The 20,114-nt window shown below is 69.1% G+C and carries 17 protein-coding genes and 2 tRNA genes; 10 read left to right on the top strand and 9 right to left on the bottom strand.

Annotated features, from left to right (window positions below):
• Positions 1 to 10 precede the first annotated feature (10 nt).
• The gene (locus ABD808_RS17615) at positions 11 to 601 is read right to left on the bottom strand and encodes a YceI family protein (RefSeq protein WP_344897772.1); all 591 of its coding nucleotides are present in this window, start codon (positions 599 to 601) and stop codon (positions 11 to 13) included.
• Between the two features lie 122 nt (positions 602 to 723).
• Here ABD808_RS17615 and ABD808_RS17610 point away from each other — a divergent pair, with 122 nt between their 5' ends.
• The 3 genes from ABD808_RS17610 to alaS all read left to right on the top strand — a co-directional run bounded on the left by ABD808_RS17610 (position 724) and on the right by alaS (position 3,932).
• Positions 724 to 1,110 carry a winged helix-turn-helix transcriptional regulator gene (locus ABD808_RS17610; protein WP_344897767.1) on the top strand — a complete coding sequence of 129 codons (387 nt, stop codon included), beginning with the start codon at positions 724 to 726 and terminating at the stop codon, positions 1,108 to 1,110.
• A 91-nt stretch (positions 1,111 to 1,201) separates the two neighbouring features.
• The gene (locus tag ABD808_RS17605) at positions 1,202 to 1,333 is read left to right on the top strand and encodes a hypothetical protein (protein ID WP_344897764.1); all 132 of its coding nucleotides are present in this window, start codon (positions 1,202 to 1,204) and stop codon (positions 1,331 to 1,333) included.
• On the top strand, positions 1,320 to 3,932 hold the full coding sequence (gene alaS / locus ABD808_RS17600; RefSeq protein ID WP_344897761.1) for an alanine--tRNA ligase: 2,613 nt from the start codon (positions 1,320 to 1,322) through the stop codon (positions 3,930 to 3,932). Before ABD808_RS17605 ends, alaS begins: the two co-directional genes overlap by 14 nt.
• A 65-nt stretch (positions 3,933 to 3,997) precedes the next feature.
• Here alaS and ABD808_RS17595 read toward each other — a convergent pair.
• Positions 3,998 to 4,074 (bottom strand) — tRNA-Pro (locus ABD808_RS17595).
• Between the two features lie 139 nt (positions 4,075 to 4,213).
• Between ABD808_RS17595 and ABD808_RS17590 the strand changes: the two genes are divergently transcribed.
• Positions 4,214 to 4,287: transfer RNA gene (locus tag ABD808_RS17590), tRNA-Gly, on the top strand.
• Between the two features lie 142 nt (positions 4,288 to 4,429).
• Here the strand turns inward: ABD808_RS17590 and ABD808_RS17585 are convergent.
• The 4 genes from ABD808_RS17585 to ABD808_RS17570 all read right to left on the bottom strand — a co-directional run bounded on the left by ABD808_RS17585 (position 4,430) and on the right by ABD808_RS17570 (position 7,794).
• Positions 4,430 to 5,080 carry a DUF4360 domain-containing protein gene (locus tag ABD808_RS17585; RefSeq protein ID WP_344897758.1) on the bottom strand — a complete coding sequence of 217 codons (651 nt, stop codon included), beginning with the start codon at positions 5,078 to 5,080 and terminating at the stop codon, positions 4,430 to 4,432.
• Between the two features lie 511 nt (positions 5,081 to 5,591).
• Complete coding sequence (locus tag ABD808_RS17580) at positions 5,592 to 5,975, bottom strand: hypothetical protein (protein ID WP_344897755.1); 384 nt, start codon at positions 5,973 to 5,975, stop codon at positions 5,592 to 5,594.
• Positions 5,976 to 6,145: 170 nt separating this feature from the next.
• A complete protein-coding gene (locus tag ABD808_RS17575) occupies positions 6,146 to 7,345 on the bottom strand; it encodes a globin domain-containing protein (protein ID WP_344897752.1) in 1,200 nt (399 codons plus the stop codon).
• Complete coding sequence (locus tag ABD808_RS17570) at positions 7,342 to 7,794, bottom strand: RrF2 family transcriptional regulator (protein WP_344897749.1); 453 nt, start codon at positions 7,792 to 7,794, stop codon at positions 7,342 to 7,344. The genes ABD808_RS17575 and ABD808_RS17570 overlap by 4 nt, the downstream gene beginning before the upstream one ends.
• Before the next feature lie 247 nt (positions 7,795 to 8,041).
• Here ABD808_RS17570 and fdh point away from each other — a divergent pair, with 247 nt between their 5' ends.
• Positions 8,042 to 11,296, top strand: coding sequence for a formate dehydrogenase (gene fdh / locus ABD808_RS17565; protein WP_344897746.1), 3,255 nt, complete (start codon positions 8,042 to 8,044; stop codon positions 11,294 to 11,296).
• On the opposite strand, the gene selA is transcribed toward fdh, so the two are convergent.
• Entirely contained in the window at positions 11,293 to 12,603 is a 1,311-nt protein-coding gene (selA, locus tag ABD808_RS17560) for an L-seryl-tRNA(Sec) selenium transferase (protein WP_344897743.1), read from the bottom strand. The genes fdh and selA overlap by 4 nt on opposite strands.
• A 64-nt stretch (positions 12,604 to 12,667) precedes the next feature.
• Here selA and ABD808_RS17555 point away from each other — a divergent pair, with 64 nt between their 5' ends.
• From ABD808_RS17555 to ABD808_RS17540, 4 genes are all read left to right on the top strand, one after another.
• On the top strand, positions 12,668 to 13,189 hold the full coding sequence (locus tag ABD808_RS17555) for a MarR family winged helix-turn-helix transcriptional regulator (RefSeq protein WP_344897740.1): 522 nt from the start codon (positions 12,668 to 12,670) through the stop codon (positions 13,187 to 13,189).
• A complete protein-coding gene (locus ABD808_RS17550) occupies positions 13,186 to 14,025 on the top strand; it encodes an EamA family transporter (RefSeq protein ID WP_344897737.1) in 840 nt (279 codons plus the stop codon). The genes ABD808_RS17555 and ABD808_RS17550 overlap by 4 nt, the downstream gene beginning before the upstream one ends.
• A gap of 139 nt (positions 14,026 to 14,164) precedes the next feature.
• The gene (locus tag ABD808_RS17545) at positions 14,165 to 15,325 is read left to right on the top strand and encodes a family 2 encapsulin nanocompartment cargo protein terpene cyclase (RefSeq protein ID WP_344897734.1); all 1,161 of its coding nucleotides are present in this window, start codon (positions 14,165 to 14,167) and stop codon (positions 15,323 to 15,325) included.
• Between the two features lie 26 nt (positions 15,326 to 15,351).
• Entirely contained in the window at positions 15,352 to 16,206 is an 855-nt protein-coding gene (locus ABD808_RS17540; RefSeq protein WP_344897731.1) for a geranyl diphosphate 2-C-methyltransferase, read from the top strand.
• 62 nt (positions 16,207 to 16,268) lie between these two features.
• On the opposite strand, the gene ABD808_RS17535 is transcribed toward ABD808_RS17540, so the two are convergent.
• Positions 16,269 to 16,979, bottom strand: coding sequence for a hypothetical protein (locus ABD808_RS17535; RefSeq protein ID WP_344897728.1), 711 nt, complete (start codon positions 16,977 to 16,979; stop codon positions 16,269 to 16,271).
• A 222-nt stretch (positions 16,980 to 17,201) separates the two neighbouring features.
• The gene (locus ABD808_RS17530; protein ID WP_344897725.1) at positions 17,202 to 18,362 is read right to left on the bottom strand and encodes an RNA-guided endonuclease InsQ/TnpB family protein; all 1,161 of its coding nucleotides are present in this window, start codon (positions 18,360 to 18,362) and stop codon (positions 17,202 to 17,204) included.
• 291 nt (positions 18,363 to 18,653) lie between these two features.
• Here ABD808_RS17530 and ABD808_RS17525 point away from each other — a divergent pair, with 291 nt between their 5' ends.
• A complete protein-coding gene (locus tag ABD808_RS17525; RefSeq protein ID WP_344897722.1) occupies positions 18,654 to 20,114 on the top strand; it encodes a hypothetical protein in 1,461 nt (486 codons plus the stop codon).

The raw sequence follows: 20,114 nt of genomic DNA, 5'->3' as shown, positions 1-20,114 counted from the left end.
CGCCCCTTTCTCACGCCGTTTCCGGCTCGGTCCGCAGGACGGCCTGGATCTCCAGGACGATCTCGACCTTCTCCCCCAGCCCCAGCGCGCCGCCCGGAACGGTGCCGCGGTCGCCCACACCGAAGTCCAGCCGGTTGATCTCGCCGGTCGCGGTGAACCCGACGCGGGCGCCCTTGAAGGGGTCGTCCTGCCGGAACGGGTCGGGGCCGAAGCCGTCGACCTCCAGCTTCAGCGCCACGGGCTTGGTCGTGCCGCGCAGGGTCAGTTCGCCGTCCAGGACGAGACCCTCCCCCTCGTGCCGCAGCCCGGTCGAGCGGTACGTCATGGTCGGGTGCGCGGCGACGTCGAGGAAGTCGGCGGCCCGGACGTGCTCGTCGCGCTGGGAGTTTCCGGTGTCGATCGAGGCCAGGTCGATGGACGCGGTCACCTCCGAGCCGAGCGGGTCGGCGCCGGTCACGACGGTCCCCTCGAACGTCCCGAACCGGCCACGGACCTTGCTGACCATCAGATGCCGGATGACGAAGCCGACCCCGGAGTGGACGGGGTCGATCGTCCAGGTCCCCGCGACGTAGCCGGGGATCTCGACAAGCTCGGTCGTCATCGTGTCTCCTAAGGTTATGAACGGTAAGACGGTTCCTGTTCGGAACCGTCACCATGGTGCGGACACCCTTGGAGTCGGCACAAGAAGGCACTTTTTCCTGCCCTGGTCACTTGGAGAGAACCATGGGATTGCACCCGCACTCGGCGAGTTGCCGGGCCCGCGAGATCCTCGACCGGGTCGGCGACAAATGGTCGCTCCAGGTCATCGCGCTCCTGGGCGAACGGACCAAGCGGTTCACCGAGCTGAAACGCGAGATCGACGGCATCAGCCAGCGCATGCTCACCGTCACGTTGCGCGGCCTGGAACGCGACGGAATCGTCAGCCGCACCGTGTACCCGGTGATGCCCCCGCATGTCGACTATTCGCTCACGCCAATGGGCGCGACCTTGATGGAGGCGGCCAACACCCTGGTGTCCTGGGCCGAAACCCACATCAGCGAGATCGACGCGGCGCGCGCCGACTACGACCTGCGGGCCGCCGAAATCGAGGCCCTGAAAAAGATCTCATGAACGTATGCGCGGGCGGGCGTGACGGCCGCACCGCCGGAGCCCCGGCGAATCGGTGTGCCGTCACGGGAGGCGGCGCGGTACCGTTGTGGCGATGGACTTTCACGAGGTGGGACGGCGAGCTAGCCGCGCCGAGCTGGGGGACGAGCAGTCGTGCCCGGCCCGGCTCGGCGGTGTGCGCCGTCATCCCATCGACCTCGTGAGGCCGTCCCATGCGTTCGACTGACATTCGTTCGACCTTCCTCGACTTCTTCCAGGAGCGCGACCATCGCGTCGTGCCGTCCAGCCCGCTCATCCCGTCCGATCCGACGCTGCTGCTGACCAACGCGGGCATGAACCAGTTCAAGCCGTACTTCCTCGGCGAGACGGCACCGGACCATTCCCGCGCGGTGTCCGTTCAGAAGTGCGTCCGGACCTCCGACATCGAGAACGTGGGGCGCACCACGCGCCACTCCACATTCTTCGAGATGCTCGGCAACTTCTCCTTCGGCGATTACTTCAAGGCAGAAGCGATTTCGTGGGCGTGGGAGCTGTTCACCCGCCACTACGACCTCGACCCCGAGCGCATCTGGGTCACCGTCTACCTGGACGACGACGAGGCGGAACGGCTCTGGCGGCGGGCGGGCGTCCCGTCCGAGCGGATCCAACGCCTCGGCATGGAGGACAACTACTGGTCGATGGGGGTTCCGGGCCCCTGCGGACCGTCCTCCGAACTGCACTACGACAGGGGCCCGGCTTTCGGCCGTGAAGGCGGACCAGCGGAGAACGGCGAACGCTACCAGGAGCTGTGGAACCTGGTCTTCATGCAGAACCTTCGCGGCGAGGGAACCGGCAAAACCGGATACCCCGTCCTCGGCGAACTCCCCGCGCGGAACATCGACACCGGCCTGGGTCTGGACCGTCTCGCAACGATCCTCCAGGGCGTCGACACCGTATGCGAGACCGACCTCCTGGCACCCACTCTCCGACTCGTCCAAGAAATGGCGGGCCGCGAGTATCCGGGACGCGACGGCAGCGAAGACTCGACCTCCTTCCGCATCGTCGCGGAACACTCCCGGTCAATCGCATACCTCATCGCCGACGGAGTCCTGCCCGCACGCGACGGCAGAGGCTACATCCTGCGCCGCCTGATGCGCCGCGCCATCCGTCACGCACGCAAACTCGGCATCGACGATCTGACCCTCCCCCGCCTGACGTCCAGCGTCATCGGCAATCTGGGCGAGACATGGCCGGAGCTGACCCGCCAAACCACCCTCATCCAGCAGGTGGTCACGGCCGAAGAGGAGAACTTCGAGCGAACCCTGCGCCAGGGCTCCCAGCTCCTCGAATCGGCGATCGACGGCGCGACCACGACCATTCCCGGACGCACCGCGTTCGTCCTGCACGACACCTACGGCTTCCCCATCGACCTCACCATCGACGCCGCGCGCTCGGCGGGCCTCACCGTCGACGAGAACGAATTCGCGAACCTCCTCGAAGGACAGCGCCGCCAAGCACAACATGCAGGTCGAGGCCACAAGAACGACACAGTCGCACGCCAGGAGACCTACCGCCGAATCACCGCCGAACACGGCACCACCGACTTCGTCGGCTACTCCTCCACCACAGCGGAAACAACCATCCTTGCCCTTCTCGACAACACCGGCCCCATGCCGACCGCACCCGAGGGCACCGAAATCGAGGTGGTCCTTTCCCGTACCCCGTTCTACGCGGAATCAGGCGGCCAGGTCGGCGACACGGGCACCCTGCGAACCTCCGGCGCGACGCTGCGAATTCTCGACACCCACCTGGGCCTGGACGGACTGCACGTGCACACCGCCCGCGTCCTGACCGGCGAGGCGCGCCCAGGTGACGAGGCGGAAGCAGTAGTCGACGCCGACCGCCGCGCCGCGACCGCCCGCTCCCACAGCGCGACCCACGTCCTCCACGCGATGCTGCGCCGCCTTCTCGGCGACCACGCGGCCCAGCGCGGCTCCCGCGTCGAACCGGGCCGCCTGCGCTTCGACTTCGCCCACTTCTCCCCCGTCGACCCGGGACCCGTCCAGACCCTGGTGAACGACTACCTCCTAGACGACCCGGACGTCCGCGTCTGGGAAACCACCCGCGCCAATGCCGAGGAAGCAGGAGCGTTCGCCCTCTTCGGCGAGAAGTACGGCGACGAGGTCCGCATCGTGGACATCGGCGACGCTTCCCGCGAACTCTGCGGCGGCACCCACGTCGGCCACGGCTCCCAAGCGGGGCCCGTCCACATCGTCGGCGAGTCGTCCATCGGCACCGGCCTACGCCGCATAGAAGCCCTCACCGGAGCCGACGCCCTACACCACTACGACCACCAACAGAATCTCCTCCACGAACTAGCCAAGCTCCTCCACACCACCCCGAACGAGGCGCCAACCCGCCTCCAACAACGCCTGGAAACCCTCGCGGCAACCCAACGCCACCTAGAGACCCTCCACCAAACCGAGCTGGAAACCCACGCGAAGCACCTCGCGTCCCAGGCGGAACCACTCCCGGGCGGCCACCTGGTGGCCCAGCTCATCCCCGACCAAACGCCCGCAGACCTCCGCACCATCGCCACGAAGACCCTCACCCACCTACCAAACGGCATCGTCATCCTCGGCACGGAAACCAACGGCAAGGCAGCCCTCGTCGCCGCGACAAACCCCAACATCCAGGCCCGCGACCTCCTGACCGCCGCGTCCCGCGAGGTGGGCGGCGGCGCGGGCGGCAAGGGCCCAGTGGCGAACGCAGGCGGCCGCAACCCCGAAAACCTGCCGAGAGCGATCCACACCGCAGCCACCAACGCCCGCGAGCTCCTGGCCTAGAGGCGCTCCATCTCCCGAACACGCGAGAGGCCCCATCCCGCTACTCCGGGATGGGGCCTCTCCTCTGGTCGGGCTGGCGGGATTTGAACCCACGGCCCCTGGCACCCAAAGCCAGTGCGCTACCAAACTGCGCTACAGCCCGCACACCACCGCGCGACGCACGATGACCCGAGAAGTCTAGTCCCGATCGGCCCCGCTCCGCGCGACCCGCCATGACACGCCCGCCATCGAAACCCTGTACGCTACGGGTTGGCGATCGAGGGCCCACAACCCTCATCCAAGCGGGCGTAGCTCAATGGTAGAGCCCCAGTCTTCCAAACTGGCTACGCGGGTTCGATTCCCGTCGCCCGCTCCATCGTTTTTTGGGGGCGGGCCCCTTCTGGCCTGTCGTGTCGTCCGGTGAGCTGGCGTCAGCAGGTGGTGCCCGCATGCAGCGGACGCGCGGTTAGTTGGGCGGCGTCCGCTACACGTTGGCCTTTCCGGGGTCGACGTCCCGGTTATGGGCAGGTCTTCCAGGTGTAATGGTAGGTGGTCTTGATGCTGCCGTCGGTGGAGTCCATGCTCATGTAGCTGACCTTCGCCGGGTCCGATTCGCCCGGGTCCAGGCGCAGTTCCGTGTTGACGTTGAAAAGCCGCTCTTCGCCGCACTCCTTAAACACGAGCTGTTGCACCGGCACGAGGTCGCTCTGCTGCCAGTTCTTGCGAAGGGGGCCGGGCCAGTCATACGAGTAGTGCCTGGTACCCGGATAACCTTGGAAGTAGTAGCTGGCGGCCAGGGTGCCGGTCACCCCGGTCTGCAATGAGGCGAAACCGCGGTAGTCCGTCGACGAGACGGCGTAGGTGAAGCCCTGCGGGACGTGCACCCTCAGGTTGATCTGACAATTCTTACGGTCGTCGGTGGGCTGGGAATTGCCACCCACCTGGGCAAGGTACTTGCTGTACGTGATCGTGAACGCGTCGTTGTCGGGCGACAGGGCGATCGCGGTGGAGCCGATCGGACATCCGCTGCCGTTGACCGTCGCGACCTCAATAGTGACCCCGTCCGGACCTCGTTGGAGGTACTCCACGGACGCGGCGGCCGGCGTGACCGACACCACGGTCGTGGCGAGCGCGGCGGCGGCGCCCGAAATGGCGATCCCTTTACGCATGCGAATCCTCTGCTCGACGGTGGGTTCTGCTGTTCCTTCGTTGGCCGAAGAGGCGGGGACCGGGTGCCTGGATTGTCTGGACGCCGCCAATGGCGATAGGTCGGGAACTGAACGAAGATTAACCCTTTAGTAAAACATTGTCAATCAATGGTTTTCAACTTTGCGATTCGGTCGAACTGAGCGGCGCATGGCGCTTCACTGAGCTTGATCATTCTATTATCGAGCGTCAATACCGGCTCTTTGACAAGAATCGTTCCAACCAGCCTTCAGGCATTGCGCGAGGCGATGAGCAGGCGGTTTGTGAGCCGGAGAATGACCGGAAACGGCCGCGCCCGTCCCTCGTGGTCCGCTCCTGGCCCGTCGCCCTCACGGAGGGTAGTCGGCGTGCCGATATCACCCCGTGCAGGGGGACAACGAAGAGACCGGCGTTGTTCCCGATGGATGTCCCGCGCCATCTTGGCAACACGGCCATTACGTGGGCTAATGGCCCCTGGTTCCGGGGCCGTGCGGGTCACTCGGAGGCGCTGCCGCCCTGTCCGGGGGCGGTGTCCACAAGGCCCGTCGCGAAGGCGAACGACTGGACGTACTTCTGTTCCGAGCGTTCTGTTTCAGCGGCCGCCATCGTGTCCTCGACCAACCTGGGCTCAGCCGCGTCCGGCAGGCGATTCGGAAGGAATGCCGCGTACTCCGTCTGTTTGATTCCCGTGCGGTCGTCGAGCTCGGGACAGGCCCCTGGTGTTGGGAAGTATTTCTGGGGTCGGTCCGTCCGTTTACAGGTTGGCGAGGGTCGGAACCTGCCCGTCATCATGAACGTATGACGCGGTGGGCGCACGATCACTGGGCCGACGAGGATCTGTGGTTTTACTTCGAGATTGACGACGAGAGCTTTGTCCAACGCCAGGTCACCCTGGAAGGGCCGGGCCGTCTGGCGAACGTCGCGTGCTCTTTGCAGGAGTGGGAGGACGCCTTCCGCTCGGGGACCACCGAGGAGTATTACGAGACCTACGGGGCGCCGGACGAATGGTCGGTGCTCCCACCCCGTGGTGGGGTGGGAGCGAGGGGTGGTCAGCGGAGCCAGAGGTCGGGGCCGAAGACCTCGTAGTGGATGCGCTCGTCGGAGACACCTGCGGCGAGGAGGCCGCGACGGACTTCGCGCAGGAAGGGGATTGGGCCGCACATGAATACGCGGGGTTTGGGCGGGAGTGGGAGTGCGCTCACGTCGATTCGGCCCTGCCGGACGTTTTCGTTGAGGGGTTCGTCGGCGGGGTCTTCGTACCAGGTGATCTGGTGGAATCCGGGTATCAGGCGTCCTGCCTCGGCTATTTGGCCGCGTAGGGCGTGGGTTTGTGGGGTTCGGTCGGCGTGGACGGCCAGGATGTGACGGTCGGGACGGACGATGGCGAGATGGTCGATCATCGCGGCGGCGGGAGTGATGCCGATTCCGGCGGTGACGAGGACGAGCGGGTCGTCGCCGTCTTCCATCACCACGTCGCCGAATGGTGCTGATACCTCCAGTTCCTGTCCGAGGGATATGCCGTTGGACAGGAATGTTGAGACGGCTCCGTCGGGTGTGGCGTCGTCGCTGCGGACTCGGCGAACCGTGATCTGGATGGTTTTCCCGGCCGTGCGTGACAGTGTGTATTGGCGGGGTTGCCGTAGGCCGTCCGGGAGTGTCACCGCGACCGTTACGTACTGGCCGGGACGGTGGATGGGTACCTCGCCGTCGTCTGCGGGTGTCAGGACGAGAGAGAAGACGTCTTCTGCCTCGTCTCGTCTTTCGACCAGGCGGTACGGGCGGTAGGGGGCCGCGGGGTCCAGGGCGGCGTCCTGGTAGAGGCGGGCCTCTTCCGCGATCAGGAGCGTCGCGAACAACCAGTACACCTCGGACCAGGCGGCATGGACCGCCGGCGTCACCGCGTCGCCGAGGACCGTGGCGACCGCGTCCAGAAGGTGCCGTCCCACGATCGTGTACTGCTCGGGGCGGATGCCGAGGGAGGCGTGTTTGTGCGCGATGCGCGAGAGCATCTGCTGGAACGGTGTGTCGGAGTTCGGTGTGACCAGGTGCGCGGCGAACGCGGTCACCGAGCCCGCGAGCGCTCGGCGTTGTTCACCGTTCGCCTGGTTGCCCTGGTTGAAGAGGTGTCTCAGTTCGGGGTGCGCCGCGAACATCGCGGTGTAGAACTCGCCGGTGATCTCGGGGCCGTGGGCGGTGACGGCGGGCAGTGTGGCCCGCACGATCTCGGCGTGGTCGGACGAGAGCATCATGGGCACTCCTCTGGGGGAGACGGAGCGGCGGATGCCGGTAGCGCCAGGGAGAGCAGCACCGGACCGGCCACCAGGTCACTGAGGCGCGTCTGGTTCAGGGAGGCGACGAACGCCTCCTGCGCCGTCCGCAGGGCGACGCGCAGGTGGCAGCCGCCGCTGAGCGGGCAGGGCGGGTGGTCGCAGTCGACGGCCTCCCCCGGGCCCTCCAGGGCCCGGACGATCTCGCCGACGGGCCGGTCGGTCATCCCGTCGGCGAGGACGACGCCGCCGCCCCGGCCACGGGACGTCCCGACGAAGCCGAGCCGCCGCAGCCGCTGCACGATCTTCGCCATGTGCTGGGGGGCGACGTTCAGGAGTTCGGCCAGGTCGGACGCGGAGCGTCGCTCGTCCCGCGCCGCCAGCAGCATCAGCGCGCGCAGGGCCAGGTCGGTCGACTGGGTCAGGTGCACGTCTTGATCATAAGTGAATCGGAATTTGAAGGTCCGATTTAGCGATATGGCGATCACCACAGGACCCTTGACGCCCCGAGAAACCCTGGTCAGTGGGCCGACCGCCCGGAATGTGACAACGGTCTCAGGAGGGCAGGTCGACACGCGCCGACGGGCCGGTGGCGATGCGGAAGGCGTTCGCGGGTGCGTTTTGCGGGGTGGACGTCGGGTAGGTGGACGGCGCGCCGATGGTGGGAGGTGGTGTGACGTGGGCGTTCGCACATGGATCGGATCATGGCCCGTCTACCGCCAGTTCACCGGTGGCGATCCGCTGGGACGGGGTGCCGCGGCGAAGAGCGCGGGGACCGAGCGGATCGAGGCGCGGGTGAGCACCGCCGACCGGGTCGTGAAGTCCGTGTGTCCGTACTGTGCGGTGGGCTGCGGGCAGGACGTGTACGTCCAGGACGGCAAGGTCACCCAGATCGAGGGCGACCCGGACTCACCGGTCAGCCGGGGGCGGCTGTGCCCGAAGGGCTCGGCCAGCCTCCAGCTGACCACCGGGTCGGCCCGCGAGCACCGGGTGCTGTACCGGCGGCCGCACGGCACCGACTGGGAGTCGCTCGACCTCGGCACCGCGATGCAGATGATCGCGGACCGGGTGATCGAGGCGCGCCGGAGCGGCTGGCAGTGGGACAGCGAGGACGGGCTGCGGGTGCGGCGGACGCTGGGCGTCGCGAGCCTCGGCGGCGCCACCCTCGACAACGAGGAGAACTACCTGATCAAGAAGCTGTTCACCGCGCTCGGCGCGGTGCAGATCGAGAATCAGGCGCGCGTTTGACACTCCTCCACCGTTCCCAGTCTGGGAACCTCGTTCGGACGCGGTGGCGCGACCACCTTCCAGCAGGATCTGCAGAACGCGGACTGCATCGTCATCCAGGGCTCGAACATGGCCGAGTGCCATCCGGTCGGGTTCCAGTGGGTGATGGAGGCGAAGGCGCGGGGAGCGAAGCTCGTCCATGTCGATCCGCGGTTCACGCGGACCAGCGCGCTTGCCAACGTGCATGTGCCGTTGCGGGCCGGGAGTGACATCGCGTTCCTCGGCGGGATCGTCAACTACGTCCTGCGGAACGAGAAGTACTTCCGCGAGTACGTGGTGTCCTACACGAACGCTTCGGTCATCGTCTCGGACGAGTTCCGTGACACCGAGGACCTGGACGGTGTGTTCTCCGGCCTGAACCCGGACACCCGTAGCTACGACCACAGCACGTGGCAGTACGCGGGTATGAACGTCCAGTCCGCGGCGGGTCAGCGAGACATGCAGTGGGGGTCTCGCGTTGAGGCCGTGGCGGAGGCTGGACGGGGTGAGGCGCACGGGTCCGGTGGCGCGGCGATCGGCGAGGGTCAGCCGGAGCATGACCCTGACCTGGAGCATCCGAACTGTGTTTTCCAGGTGCTCAAGCGGCACTTCTCGCGGTACACCCCCGACATGGTCGAACGTATCTGTGGCGTCTCCCAGGACCAGTTCCTGAAGGTCTGCGAGATGGTGACGGAGAACTCCGGCAGGGACCGGACGACCGCGTTCGCCTACGCGGTGGGGTGGACGCAGCATTCGGTGGGCGTCCAGTACATCCGGACGGCCGCGATCCTCCAGACGCTGCTCGGCAACATCGGCCGTCCCGGCGGCGGGATCCTGGCGCTGCGCGGTCACGCCTCCATCCAGGGCTCGACGGACATCCCGACCCTGTTCAACCTGCTGCCCGGCTACATCCCGATGCCCCACGCGCACTCGAACGAGGATCTGGACGCGTTCGTGGAGGCGGAGTCGGCGACCAAGGGGTTCTGGGGCAACATGCGCGCCTACACCGTGAGCCTGCTCAAGTCGTACTGGGGCGACGCGGCGACGGAGGACAACGACTACTGCTTCGACTACCTGCCACGCCTGACCGGCTCGCACAGCACGTACGAGACGGCGATGGCGCAGATCGACGGTGTGTGCAAGGGCTACTTCCTGATGGGCGAGAACCCGGCGGTGGGGTCCGCGAACGCGAAGATCCAGCGGCTCGGGATGGCGAACCTGGACTGGCTCGTCGTCCGCGACTTCTCGCTGATCGAGTCGGCGACGTGGTGGAAGGACGGCCCGGAGATCGAGACGGGCGAGCTGCGCACCGAGGACATCGGCACCGAGGTGTTCTTCCTGCCCGCCGCCGCGCACACCGAGAAGGGCGGCAGCTTCACCAACACGCAGCGGATGCTGCAATGGCACCACAAGGCGGTGGACCCCGCCGGGGACGCCCGCAGCGACCTGTGGTTCACCTACCACCTGGGCCGGATCATCCGGGAAAGGCTGGCCGGGTCGTCCGACGAGATGGACCGTCCGCTGCTCGACCTGACCTGGGGCTATCCGACCGAAGGCGACCTGGACGAGCCCGACGCCGAGGCGGTGCTCGCCGAGATCAACGGCTTCGACGCCGAGAACAAGCCGCTGTCGTCCTACACGCAACTCAAGGACGATGGATCCACTCGGTGCGGATGCTGGATCTACTGCGGTTGCTACGCGGACGGTGTCAACCAGCCCGCCCGGCGCAAGCCCGGCAGAGAGCAGAGCTGGGTCGCGCCCGAGTGGGGGTGGGCGTGGCCGGCGAACCGACGCATCATCTACAACCGCGCGTCCGCCGACCCGGACGGCAAACCCTGGAGCGAACGCAAGGCCCTCATCTGGTGGGACGCGAAGAAGGGCACCTGGACGGGCCACGACGTGCCCGACTTCATCGCCGACCGTCCACCCGACTACGAACCACCGGAGGACGCGACCGGCCCTGACGCCCTGGCCGGAAACGACCCGTTCATCATGCAGGCGGACGGAAAAGCATGGCTGTACGTCCCGGCAGGGCTGACCGACGGTCCGCTCCCCACGCACTACGAACCGCAGGAATCGCCGTTCACGAACCTGCTGTACGAGCAGCAACGAAATCCCGTCCGGCATCTGCTTCCGCCCCACCCCGACAACCGGTACGCGCCGAGCGGCACGGAACCGGGCGCGGACGTGTACCCGTTCGTCACGACGACGTATCGGCTGACCGAACACCACACGGCAGGCGGCATGTCGCGGTGGCAGCCATACCTGGCCGAACTCCAACCGGAGTTCTTCTGCGAGGTGTCACCGGAACTGGCGGCGCTGCGCGGCTTGGAGCACGGTGGCTGGGCGACCATCGTCAGCCCGCGCGCGGCCGTCGAGGCACGGGTGCTGGTGACCGAGCGGATCCCCACCCTGATTGTGGACGGCCGCACGCTCCACCAGATCGGGCTGCCCTACCACTGGGGCCCGAACGGCTACAGCCGTGGCGACGCGGCGAACGAGCTGCTGCACTTGTCCCTGGACCCGAACACGCACATCCAGGAGGCGAAAGCCCTGTCGTGCGATATCCGGCCGGGACGACGACCGCGCGGCCCCGCCGCCGACACACTCGTCCGCGCGTACCGGGAACGGGCCGGGATCACCGACCAGACGGGCACCGAGGTCTAGGCGCCGACCCCGAGGACGGCCCCGGCGACGGCGTCGTCCTGGTCCGGCCGGACGGAGCGCAGGTCGAGCAGGCAGCGGCCGTCGTCCACCCGTCCCATCACGGCCGGGGTCCCCCGCCGCAGCGGCGCCGCGAACGGTTCGGGCAGCGACACGGCCGCGCTCGGCAGGACGACGCCGGGCGCGCCGCCGCCACCGACCGCCGCCTCGGACTCGACAAAGCGGGCGTCCACTCCACCATCACGCAGGCGCGCGGCGAGGCGTTCGGCGCGCTCGCGCAGCACGTCGACATCAGCGTGCAGGGTCTCGTCAGTCGGGGTGCGGGGGCCGCGGACGGTGGCCTCCAGCGCGGCGAGCGTCAGCTTGCCGACCCGCAGCGCGCGGGCCAGCGGATGCCGGGCGAGCCGCCGCACCAGGTCCTCGCGGCCGAGGACGATCCCGCACTGCGGCCCGCCGAGCAGCTTGTCTCCGCTGGACGTGACGAGGTGCGCGCCGCCCTTGAGCATGGACGCGGCGTCGGGCTCGTCCGGCAGGAGCGGCTCGGGGGCGAGGAGGCCGGAGCCGATGTCGGCGACGACGGGCACGCCGAGGCCGGTCAGCTCGGCCACGTCCGTGCCCTTCGTGAAGCCGGTGACGAGGAAGTTCGACGGATGGACCTTCAGGATGAAGCCAGTCTCGTCGCCGATCGCGGCCGCGTAGTCGTCCGCGGAGGTCCGGTTGGTGGTGCCGACCTCGCGCAGCCGCGCGCCCGTCGCCGCGAGCAGTTCGGGGATGCGGAAGCCGTCGCCGATCTCCACCATCTCGCCACGGCTGATCACGATCTCCCGTCCGGCGGCCAGCGTCGTCGCGGCCAGCAGGAGCGCCGCCGCGCCGTTGTTGACGACGTGCGCCGCCTCCGCCTGCGGCACCCGCTCCAGCAGGGCGGCCAGCACCGACCGGCCGCGTCGCGCCCGGCGGCCGGTGTCCAGGTCGAGTTCGACGTCGGTCGCGCCGGACGCCACCGCCACGGCGTCGCGCGCGGCGTCCGACAGCGGGGCCCGGCCGAGGTTGGTGTGCAGCAGCACGCCGGTCGCGTTGATCACCGGCCGCAGCCCGGACGCGGTCGGCGGCAGCGATTCCACCGCCGCGTCGGCCACCGTCTCCGGCGCGATCTCCCCCGCCCTGGCCCGGCCCTGCGCCGCGACGACGGCCGCCTTGACGACGCCGCGACCGAGCCGTCCGGCCGCCTCGACGAGCCGGGGATCGGCGAGGAGGACGTCCGTGCGGGCGATGCGCCGCCGCCCGTCGGCGGGCGGGACCTGCTGCTCCATCTGGCGACCTCCGGGGCTCACTCGCTATCCGCCAAGCATGTCATGGAGGTATCATGCATGAGTCATGCATGAGCGACTGGCCAATCTGCTCGGCGCCGCCTCGCTGGCGGTGACCGACCTCGTCCTCGCCGGGGCGACCCGTACCGCCGGGGTGAGCGCGAGCGGCGCCGCCGCGCTCGTCGTCCTGGCGGACGCGCCGGGCCTCGGCGTCACCGAACTCGGGCGCCGCGTCGGGCTGACGCAGTCCGCCGCGGCACGGATGCTGGACGGTCTGGAGGCGGCGGGCCTGGCCCGGCGCCACCGCACGGAGGGACGCGCCGTCCACGTGCGCCTGACCCCGGCGGGTGAGGACACGGTCGGCGAGATGCTGGCCGCCCGTGGCGCACCGCTGACCGAGGTCCTGGACGCCCTGGACGACACCGAACGGGCCGCCCTCACCGACCTCCTCGCCAAGCTGCTGACCCGCCTGTACGCGACGATCGGAGACGCGGACACCATGTGCAGACTGTGCGACCGGCACCGCTGCGTCGAAGGCGCGGTATGCCCCGTGGGCCAGGCCGAACGCGACGCGACGGGGAGCGCGTGACGGGCGTCCCGCTCGCACTGGCGTCGGCGCTCGCCTACGGCGTCGCCGACGTCGCGGGCGGGCTGCTGTCCCGGCGCGCCGACTTCCGGACCGTCGCGCTCCTCGGCCAGGTCGGCGGGCTCGTGTGCGCGGTCGTCGCCGCGCTGTTCGTGCCCGCCCACGGCGTGGACGCGGCCGACCTCGGGTGGGGGGCGCTGTCGGGGGCCGGAACCGGCCTCGCGATGGTGTTCCTCTACCGGGGGCTCAGCCACGGCGACATGAGCGTCGTCGTCCCCGTCAGCGCGGTCGGCGGCGTGGCGCTGCCGGTCGTCGCCGGGGTCGTGCTGCTGGGCGACCGTCCGTCGGTGCCCGCGTGGATCGGCATCGTGGTGGTCGTGCCCGCGCTGTGGCTGGTGTCCCGGGCGCGTTCGGACGAGCACGGCAGGGCACGCGCGGCGGTCGGCGGCGGGCTCGTCGCGGGCGCCGGGATCGGACTCCAGTACCTCGCGCTCGCCCAGGCCGACGACGGCGCCGGGATCTGGCCCGTCGCGGCGGGACGGGTCGCGGCCGTCCTCGTGATCGTCCCGCTGGTGTGGCCGCCGGGACGCGACCGGCCCTCCGGCGGGATCACGTTCCGGTCGGCGGCGACCGGGGGCGTCGCGGCGGCGGCACTGGTCTGCTATCTGCTGGCCACGCGGGAACAACTCGTCGTGATCGCGGTCGTCCTGTCGTCGTTGTACCCGGTCGTGCCCGTGCTGTTCGGCGTCACCGTGCTGCGCGAACGGCTGTCGGTGGCGCAGGCGGCGGGGCTGGCCGGTGCCGCCGCGGCCGTCCTGCTGCTCACCGTGCCGGTATAGGAGGGGCAACCGGGGGGTCACATGCTGTCACCGCCAGGGAAGGTCATAGCCGGTTGTAGCTGAGGCAAAGCTGTGAGTAACTGTTCCCCGGAGCCACACGGCTCTCTGGCGACGCCTTGATCCGGCGAGGGGACCGACGATGGACGAACAGCTGGCGGCGAGGGTCAACCGGCTCCTGGCGGGCCCGACCGGTCTCGGGACCTCGGCGGCGCGGGTCGCGGACGCGCTGCGCCCGAGTCCGGTCGTGCCGCTCCCCCGGGGGCCGGTCCCGTCGTCCTCGCCGCCGAGTCCTGGACGCAGAGGCGGTCGTTTCTCCCCCGGTTACGCCGAACGGGAGTGGGGCGACGGCTCGTTCCCGCCGTTGTACTGCCCCTTGACGGCCCGCGTCGACGACGACCTGTCCCGCGAGGTCAACGACCGGTTGGTGGAGTGGGCCGAGGAGGTCGGGATCTACCCGGGGCGGCTCGACCGGTTCCGCGACGCCGGGTTCGGGCGCCTCGCCGTCCTCGCCCATCCCGAGACCGACGACGTCGACTCGCTGCTGTTCGGGGCCAAGATGAACGCGGCGTGGTGGGCCAGCGACGACTACTACGCCGACGAGAGCGACCTCGGCGCCGCCCCGACCGAGCTGCCGCCCCGGCTCGCGCTGGTGACGTCGGCGATGGACCCGCCGCCCCCCGCCGGGAAATACACCGACCAGCTGGAGGAGGCGATCGCCGCCGACCCCGTCCTGGTCGCGCTGCGCTCGGCCGCCGGACATCTGCGGCGCCTCGCCACGCCGTCCCAGGTCATGCGGATCTGCACCACCACGTCCCAGATGTACGTGAGCTGGGCGGCGTACGCGGCCTGGCGGCACCTCGGCACGTCGCCGCCGGTGTGGCGGTACCTCGCCGCGCGGCAGCACGACAGCTTCTACACCTCGATGACGCTGGTCGACATCGTCGGCGGCTACCAGCTGGACGCGAACCTCTTCTACGAGCCGCGCGTGCACCGCGCGGCGATGCAGGCCGGAACCGCCGCCGTCATCGTGAACGACCTGTTCTCCGCGGAGAAGGAGGCGGCCGACGACCTGCCCGACTGCAACGTCGTCCTGCTGATCGCCGAGGAGGAGGGCTGCCCCCTGCGCGAGGCGGTCGAGACCGCCGTCGCGATGCACAACCACTTCGTCCGGGGGTTCGAGGCCAGCCAGAAGGAACTCGCCGCGGTCCCGTCCCAGGAGCTCCAGCGCTTCCTGCTCGGCGTCCAGGGCTGGATGGCGGGCGGATTCGACTGGCACGGGACCTCCGGCCGCTACAACTGACGACACGTCGAGAGAGGATCACCACTATGGGCTCCACCCAGGGTTCCGCGGTTCTGACCAGCCTGTACCAGCACTCGGTCGCCGACTACTGGAACGCCGAGAGGAACCCGGTCAACCTGCGGCTGGGCGAGGTGGACGGGATCTACCACCACCACTACGGCATCGGCGCGGTCGACTGGTCCGTCCTGGACGGCCCCGCCGACACCCGCGAGCAGCGGACGATCGCCGAGTTGCACCGGTTGGAGACCGCCCAGGCCGAGTTGCTGATGAACCATCTGGGCACACCCCAGCCGTCCGACCGGTTGCTGGACGCGGGCTGCGGGCGCGGCGGCTCCAGCCTGATGGCCCACCAGCGGTTCGGCAGCCGGGTGGACGGCGTGTCGATCTCCGAGTCGCAGGTCGCGTTCGCCCGCGACCAGGCGGCCCGGCGCGGCGTGGACGACAAGGTGAACTTCCACTTCACGAACATGCTCGACACCGGTTTCGAGACCGGCGCGTTCCAGGCCATCTGGAACAACGAGAGCACGATGTACGTCGAGCTGTCCCTGCTGTTCGCCGAGCACGCGCGCCTGCTGCGACGCGGCGGGCGGTACGTGTGCGTCACCGGCTGCTACAACGACGCCTACGGCCTGCCGTCGCGGGCGGTGAGCGAGATCAACGCGCACTACATCTGCGACATCCATCCCCGCAGCACGTACTTCCGGGAACTGGCGGCGAACCGGCTCGTCCCGGTGAACGTGGTCGACCTCACCGCCTCGACGATCCCGTACTGGGAGCTGCGCGCCAAGTCGACCCTGGTCACCGGAATCGAGAAGGCCTTCCTCGACGCCTACAAGGGCGGCAGCTTCCAGTATCTGCTGATCGCCGCCGACCGCATCTGACCCCGCACCCGCTTCGCCGTCCGCGCCGTGGCCGTCAAGGTCACGGCGCGGACGCCTCGGTTCTAGCCGCGGGAGGGGCGGCGCGGCGGTTCTGGGGAGTGGGACGGGTGGCTGGTGCGTGCGTGGCCGGGCAGCGGGTCGGGGCGGCGCGGGAGGTCGTCGGGCGCGTGGTCCTGCGACCGGGAGGTGGACTCGGGCGGGCGGGCGTTCCCCCCGGGGGCGGGCTCGTCGGGGAGGAGACCCGAGGTCTCCAGGTAGTCGCGGCCTCGGGGGGTGAGGTCCCAGGCGTTCTGGCGCCATTCCTTGCGGCGCGCCACCACCCCGGCGGACAGAAGCTTGCGTCCGACCCGGCTGATCTCGGTCTCGTCGGTGCCGAGTTCGGTGGCGAGGTCCTTGTTGGACAGGCCCTGCCGCCGGAACACGGCGAGCAGGAAGCGGGCGGCGTGACCGTCGGGCTGGAGCGCGAGCTGGAGACCTGACGGCAACCGCCTGAGCGCCCAGTGCACGACGTCGATCAGCCCGAGTATTCGGCCGCGCTGCTCGCGCTGCGGGCCGTCCAGGGCGTTGACGTCGATGTAGTGGCGGTGCAGCCACTGGAGCCCGTCCTGGCATTCGACCAGGGCGGGCTCGTCGGCGCTGAGCGAGGCGTCGGTGATCAGCATCCCGAGGGAGCTGAAGTGGCCATCGCTGATGATCTTCGCGTGTTCCATCGCGTCGATGAGGCGCCGGACCTCCGTCCGGCGGTCACGGGCGGAGGCGGTAACAGCGCTCATGGTCACGCTCCCAAGGGTCGGAGAGAACCGCCGGACTCGTCCCAGCATGCGTCCATGCCAAGTGAATGTCAAGTGACGAAGGTCCCCCATCTGTTGCGGACGACAGTCAACTACTCGGCTCTGATAGCACCGAGCCTGTTGGCTCGGCCCGGAAGGCTCTGTTCATGCTCCCGACTGCCCTCGACGGTGGGGCGGTGACGGGTCACATCGCCGGTTTCCCGCTCAGACGGGGGCCGGTGGGGGCATGTTGACGAATACCCACGCCGAGCCTGCGCGGTCACGCACGTTGACCCCGGCGACGACGTCGGCGGGCCCAGCGAGGCCGCACCGGCGACAGCGGAAAAGGTCCCGGGCGGGCCGGTTGGCGCGCTCGGTGTGACCGCAGCGCGGGCAGCGCTGCGAGGTGAAGGCCGGATCCACCTCGATGAACGGCACCCCAGCGCGGCGGGCCTTATAGGCGATGAACGCGCCGAGTTGGTGGAACGGCCACGACGACAGTCGTGCTCGCTGGTCGCGTCGAACCGTGACCCGCTCGCGGATGCCCTGGAGCCGTTCCAGGGCGATGCCACGCTCGGTGCGTTGGGCGACAGCAACGACCGTCTTGGAGATCGTGTGGTTGACGTGAGCGGCGTGCCGGGACTCACGGCGTGCGCGCTTCTTGAGGAGTTGCTTGGCCGAGCGCGTCCGTGTGGCTTGGATCTCAGCCTTCTTACGTGCCTGCCAGCGCCGGTACCGGTCCAGCCGCCGACCCGAATGGTTGTCGCCGTCGCTGGTGGTGGCCAGGTTGGCGATGCCCCGGTCCACCCCGATCCAGTCCTTGGGCTCAAACGCCTCGGGCTCGGGGATGTCGAGGGTGGCGACCAGAAACCACATGCCATCCCGCGACATCGGGTCCGACTCACCCCGGCGGTACTCGGTGAGCTGTTTGATCGCGCCGGGAGAGCAGGCGAAGCGGATGTTCTTCAGGCGCCCGTCCATCGTCCAGATGGACACGGTTCGGGCATCGTAGTTCCACGACAGGCACCGGTCGTCGTAGGTGTGCGCGGCGTCCGCGCGGAACACGATCGGCTTGAACTCGGCGGCGCGGCGGCGTCCTGACCGCTCACCGCCCAGGTCCCCGGCCCGAATACTTGCCCGCAAGGTCGTGTAGGCGTCCACCACGCGTTTGATGACATGTTGCGCGGCCTGGGCGCCCAGGCCGCGGGCCTTGAGGTCGCCGTAGGCCATCGACCGCAGATCCCTGACCGATCCCTTCAACCGATACGCCTCGAACGAGGCGGCCGACACCGAGGTCGCGCACTCGTTGACCGTGTGCAGGGTGCGCTCAAGCGCCGACGCCTGAACAGCGTCCGGCATCAGCTTGACCTGCACAACGATCTTCATTTTCGTAACCGTATCATTACGTTATGCTACGACGGTGATACTTGGGCCCTAGATATCTGCAAGGGACGCAGCGCTGTACGTACTCTGCACGCGCGTTCGGTCTTCACATCGAAATGCCAACGCAGGCCGTTCGACGACACCATCCTCGCCAGATGCGAAAGAGATCACGCTTTGGGCATGCGCCGACTTCGGCGCCGAACCGTCCGAGTAAAACGACACTGAAACGGAGGCGCGCGACGGTTAGCATCGAGCCACCACCTGTAGCCGAGCGTGTCAACCCCGGGGGCGCTTATGACGGATCGGTTGGCGGCAGCCGACTACCCGGCCGATCCAGCTGATCTCTTCGTCCGCCTCTACGACTCGATCGCTGACGACGTGTTCCAGGGCTGGACGGCCACGCGCTGGTACGCCGACGAGCGGGTCCGACAGCAGGCGGCGGAGATCGCCGACACCGTGCTCGATTTCGGCGTGCTCGAACCCGCCGTCACCGCCAAGATCATCGCCGAGCGTGGCGACGACCTCGGCCGCTTCGTGCTCATGCTCGGGCTCGACAGCGCGCTGGCCCACGCGAGCCCGTACGGGCCGTACTACGACACGCCCGCGCTGGCCGGGACGCTCGTCACCTACCTCACCGAGGGGAAGCTGAACGGGCCGGGCACGACGGGCGCGCTGCTCCCCCGCTGCGCGTTCCCCGGGCGGCCGCTCGGGCTGCGGACGAAGGCCGAGTTCTTCGGCGTCCAGCGGATCCCGCAGGCCGAATGGAACAAGATCGACCACCGGGTGCTGCCCGCCGTGAACGACCCGCACTTCAGCCGGGACGAGCCGGTCGCGGTCGGGTGCGCGCCGGTCCTGGAGACGTTCGACGACGTCGAGATCGAGTTCGAGGAGCGGCACGGCACGACCGTCTACCGGCTCCGTCCGATGGACTCCTCCGGGCTGCGCAGCCGCGTCAAGGCGATCGTCCGGCGGCTGGACGAGTCCGGCGCGCAGCTCGCCGTGATGCCGGAGGCGTCCCTGTCGGACTCGCTGCTGGAGCTGTGGAAGGAGGTCGCGTTCGACACCGCCGGACGCGACCGCGACCGGCGCCCACTGCGGTTCCTGCTGCTCGGCAGCGGCCCGCTCGGAGGCGGCGACCCGCCGCCGAACCGCGCCGTCCTGCTCGACCGCTGGACGGGGCAGGAGCTGCTCGTCCAGGACAAGCTTTCCGGTTTCACGCTGGACGCCGCGCAGATGCGGCTGTGGCGGCTGCCGGACGCGCCGTCGTCCGGCACGGCCGTGGAGTACGCCAGGCCCGGCACGAAGGTCAGCGTGCTCGACTCGTCGCTGGGCCGCCTCGCCGTGCTGATCTGCGAAGACCTCGGGCGTTCGATCGGCTGGGAGCGGGAGCTGCTGGCGTGCGGCGTCTCGCATCTGCTCGTCCCGATCTTCTCCAAGCCGATCCTGGAGCACCGCTGGGAGGAGCAGGGCGCCGAACGGCAGGTCGGGACGCTCGGCACGTGGGTGACGGTGTCCAACAGCCTCGCCGTCGGCGCCGCGATCCCCGACGACGACAAGGACGTCCGCGGCTCCCGCTACACCTGCCTCGTGGCCGGGCCGGAGAGCCTGAACCGCACCGCGTACGCGACCGAGCGCCAGTTCGGCGTCGCGCGGACGGGCGCCGAACTGGGGCGGCTCCCCACCTCGGAGCTGCCGCGCGTGTTCCCCGGCGCGGCCTACGACATCTGGCACGAGCACTGGCGGGACGCCGAGTAG

The organism is Actinomadura meridiana (genome assembly GCF_039537545.1).
Classification (GTDB): domain Bacteria; phylum Actinomycetota; class Actinomycetes; order Streptosporangiales; family Streptosporangiaceae; genus Spirillospora; species Spirillospora meridiana.
The sequence above is the reverse complement of the archived record's forward strand: the minus strand, read 5'-3'. Positions and strand labels throughout refer to the sequence as shown.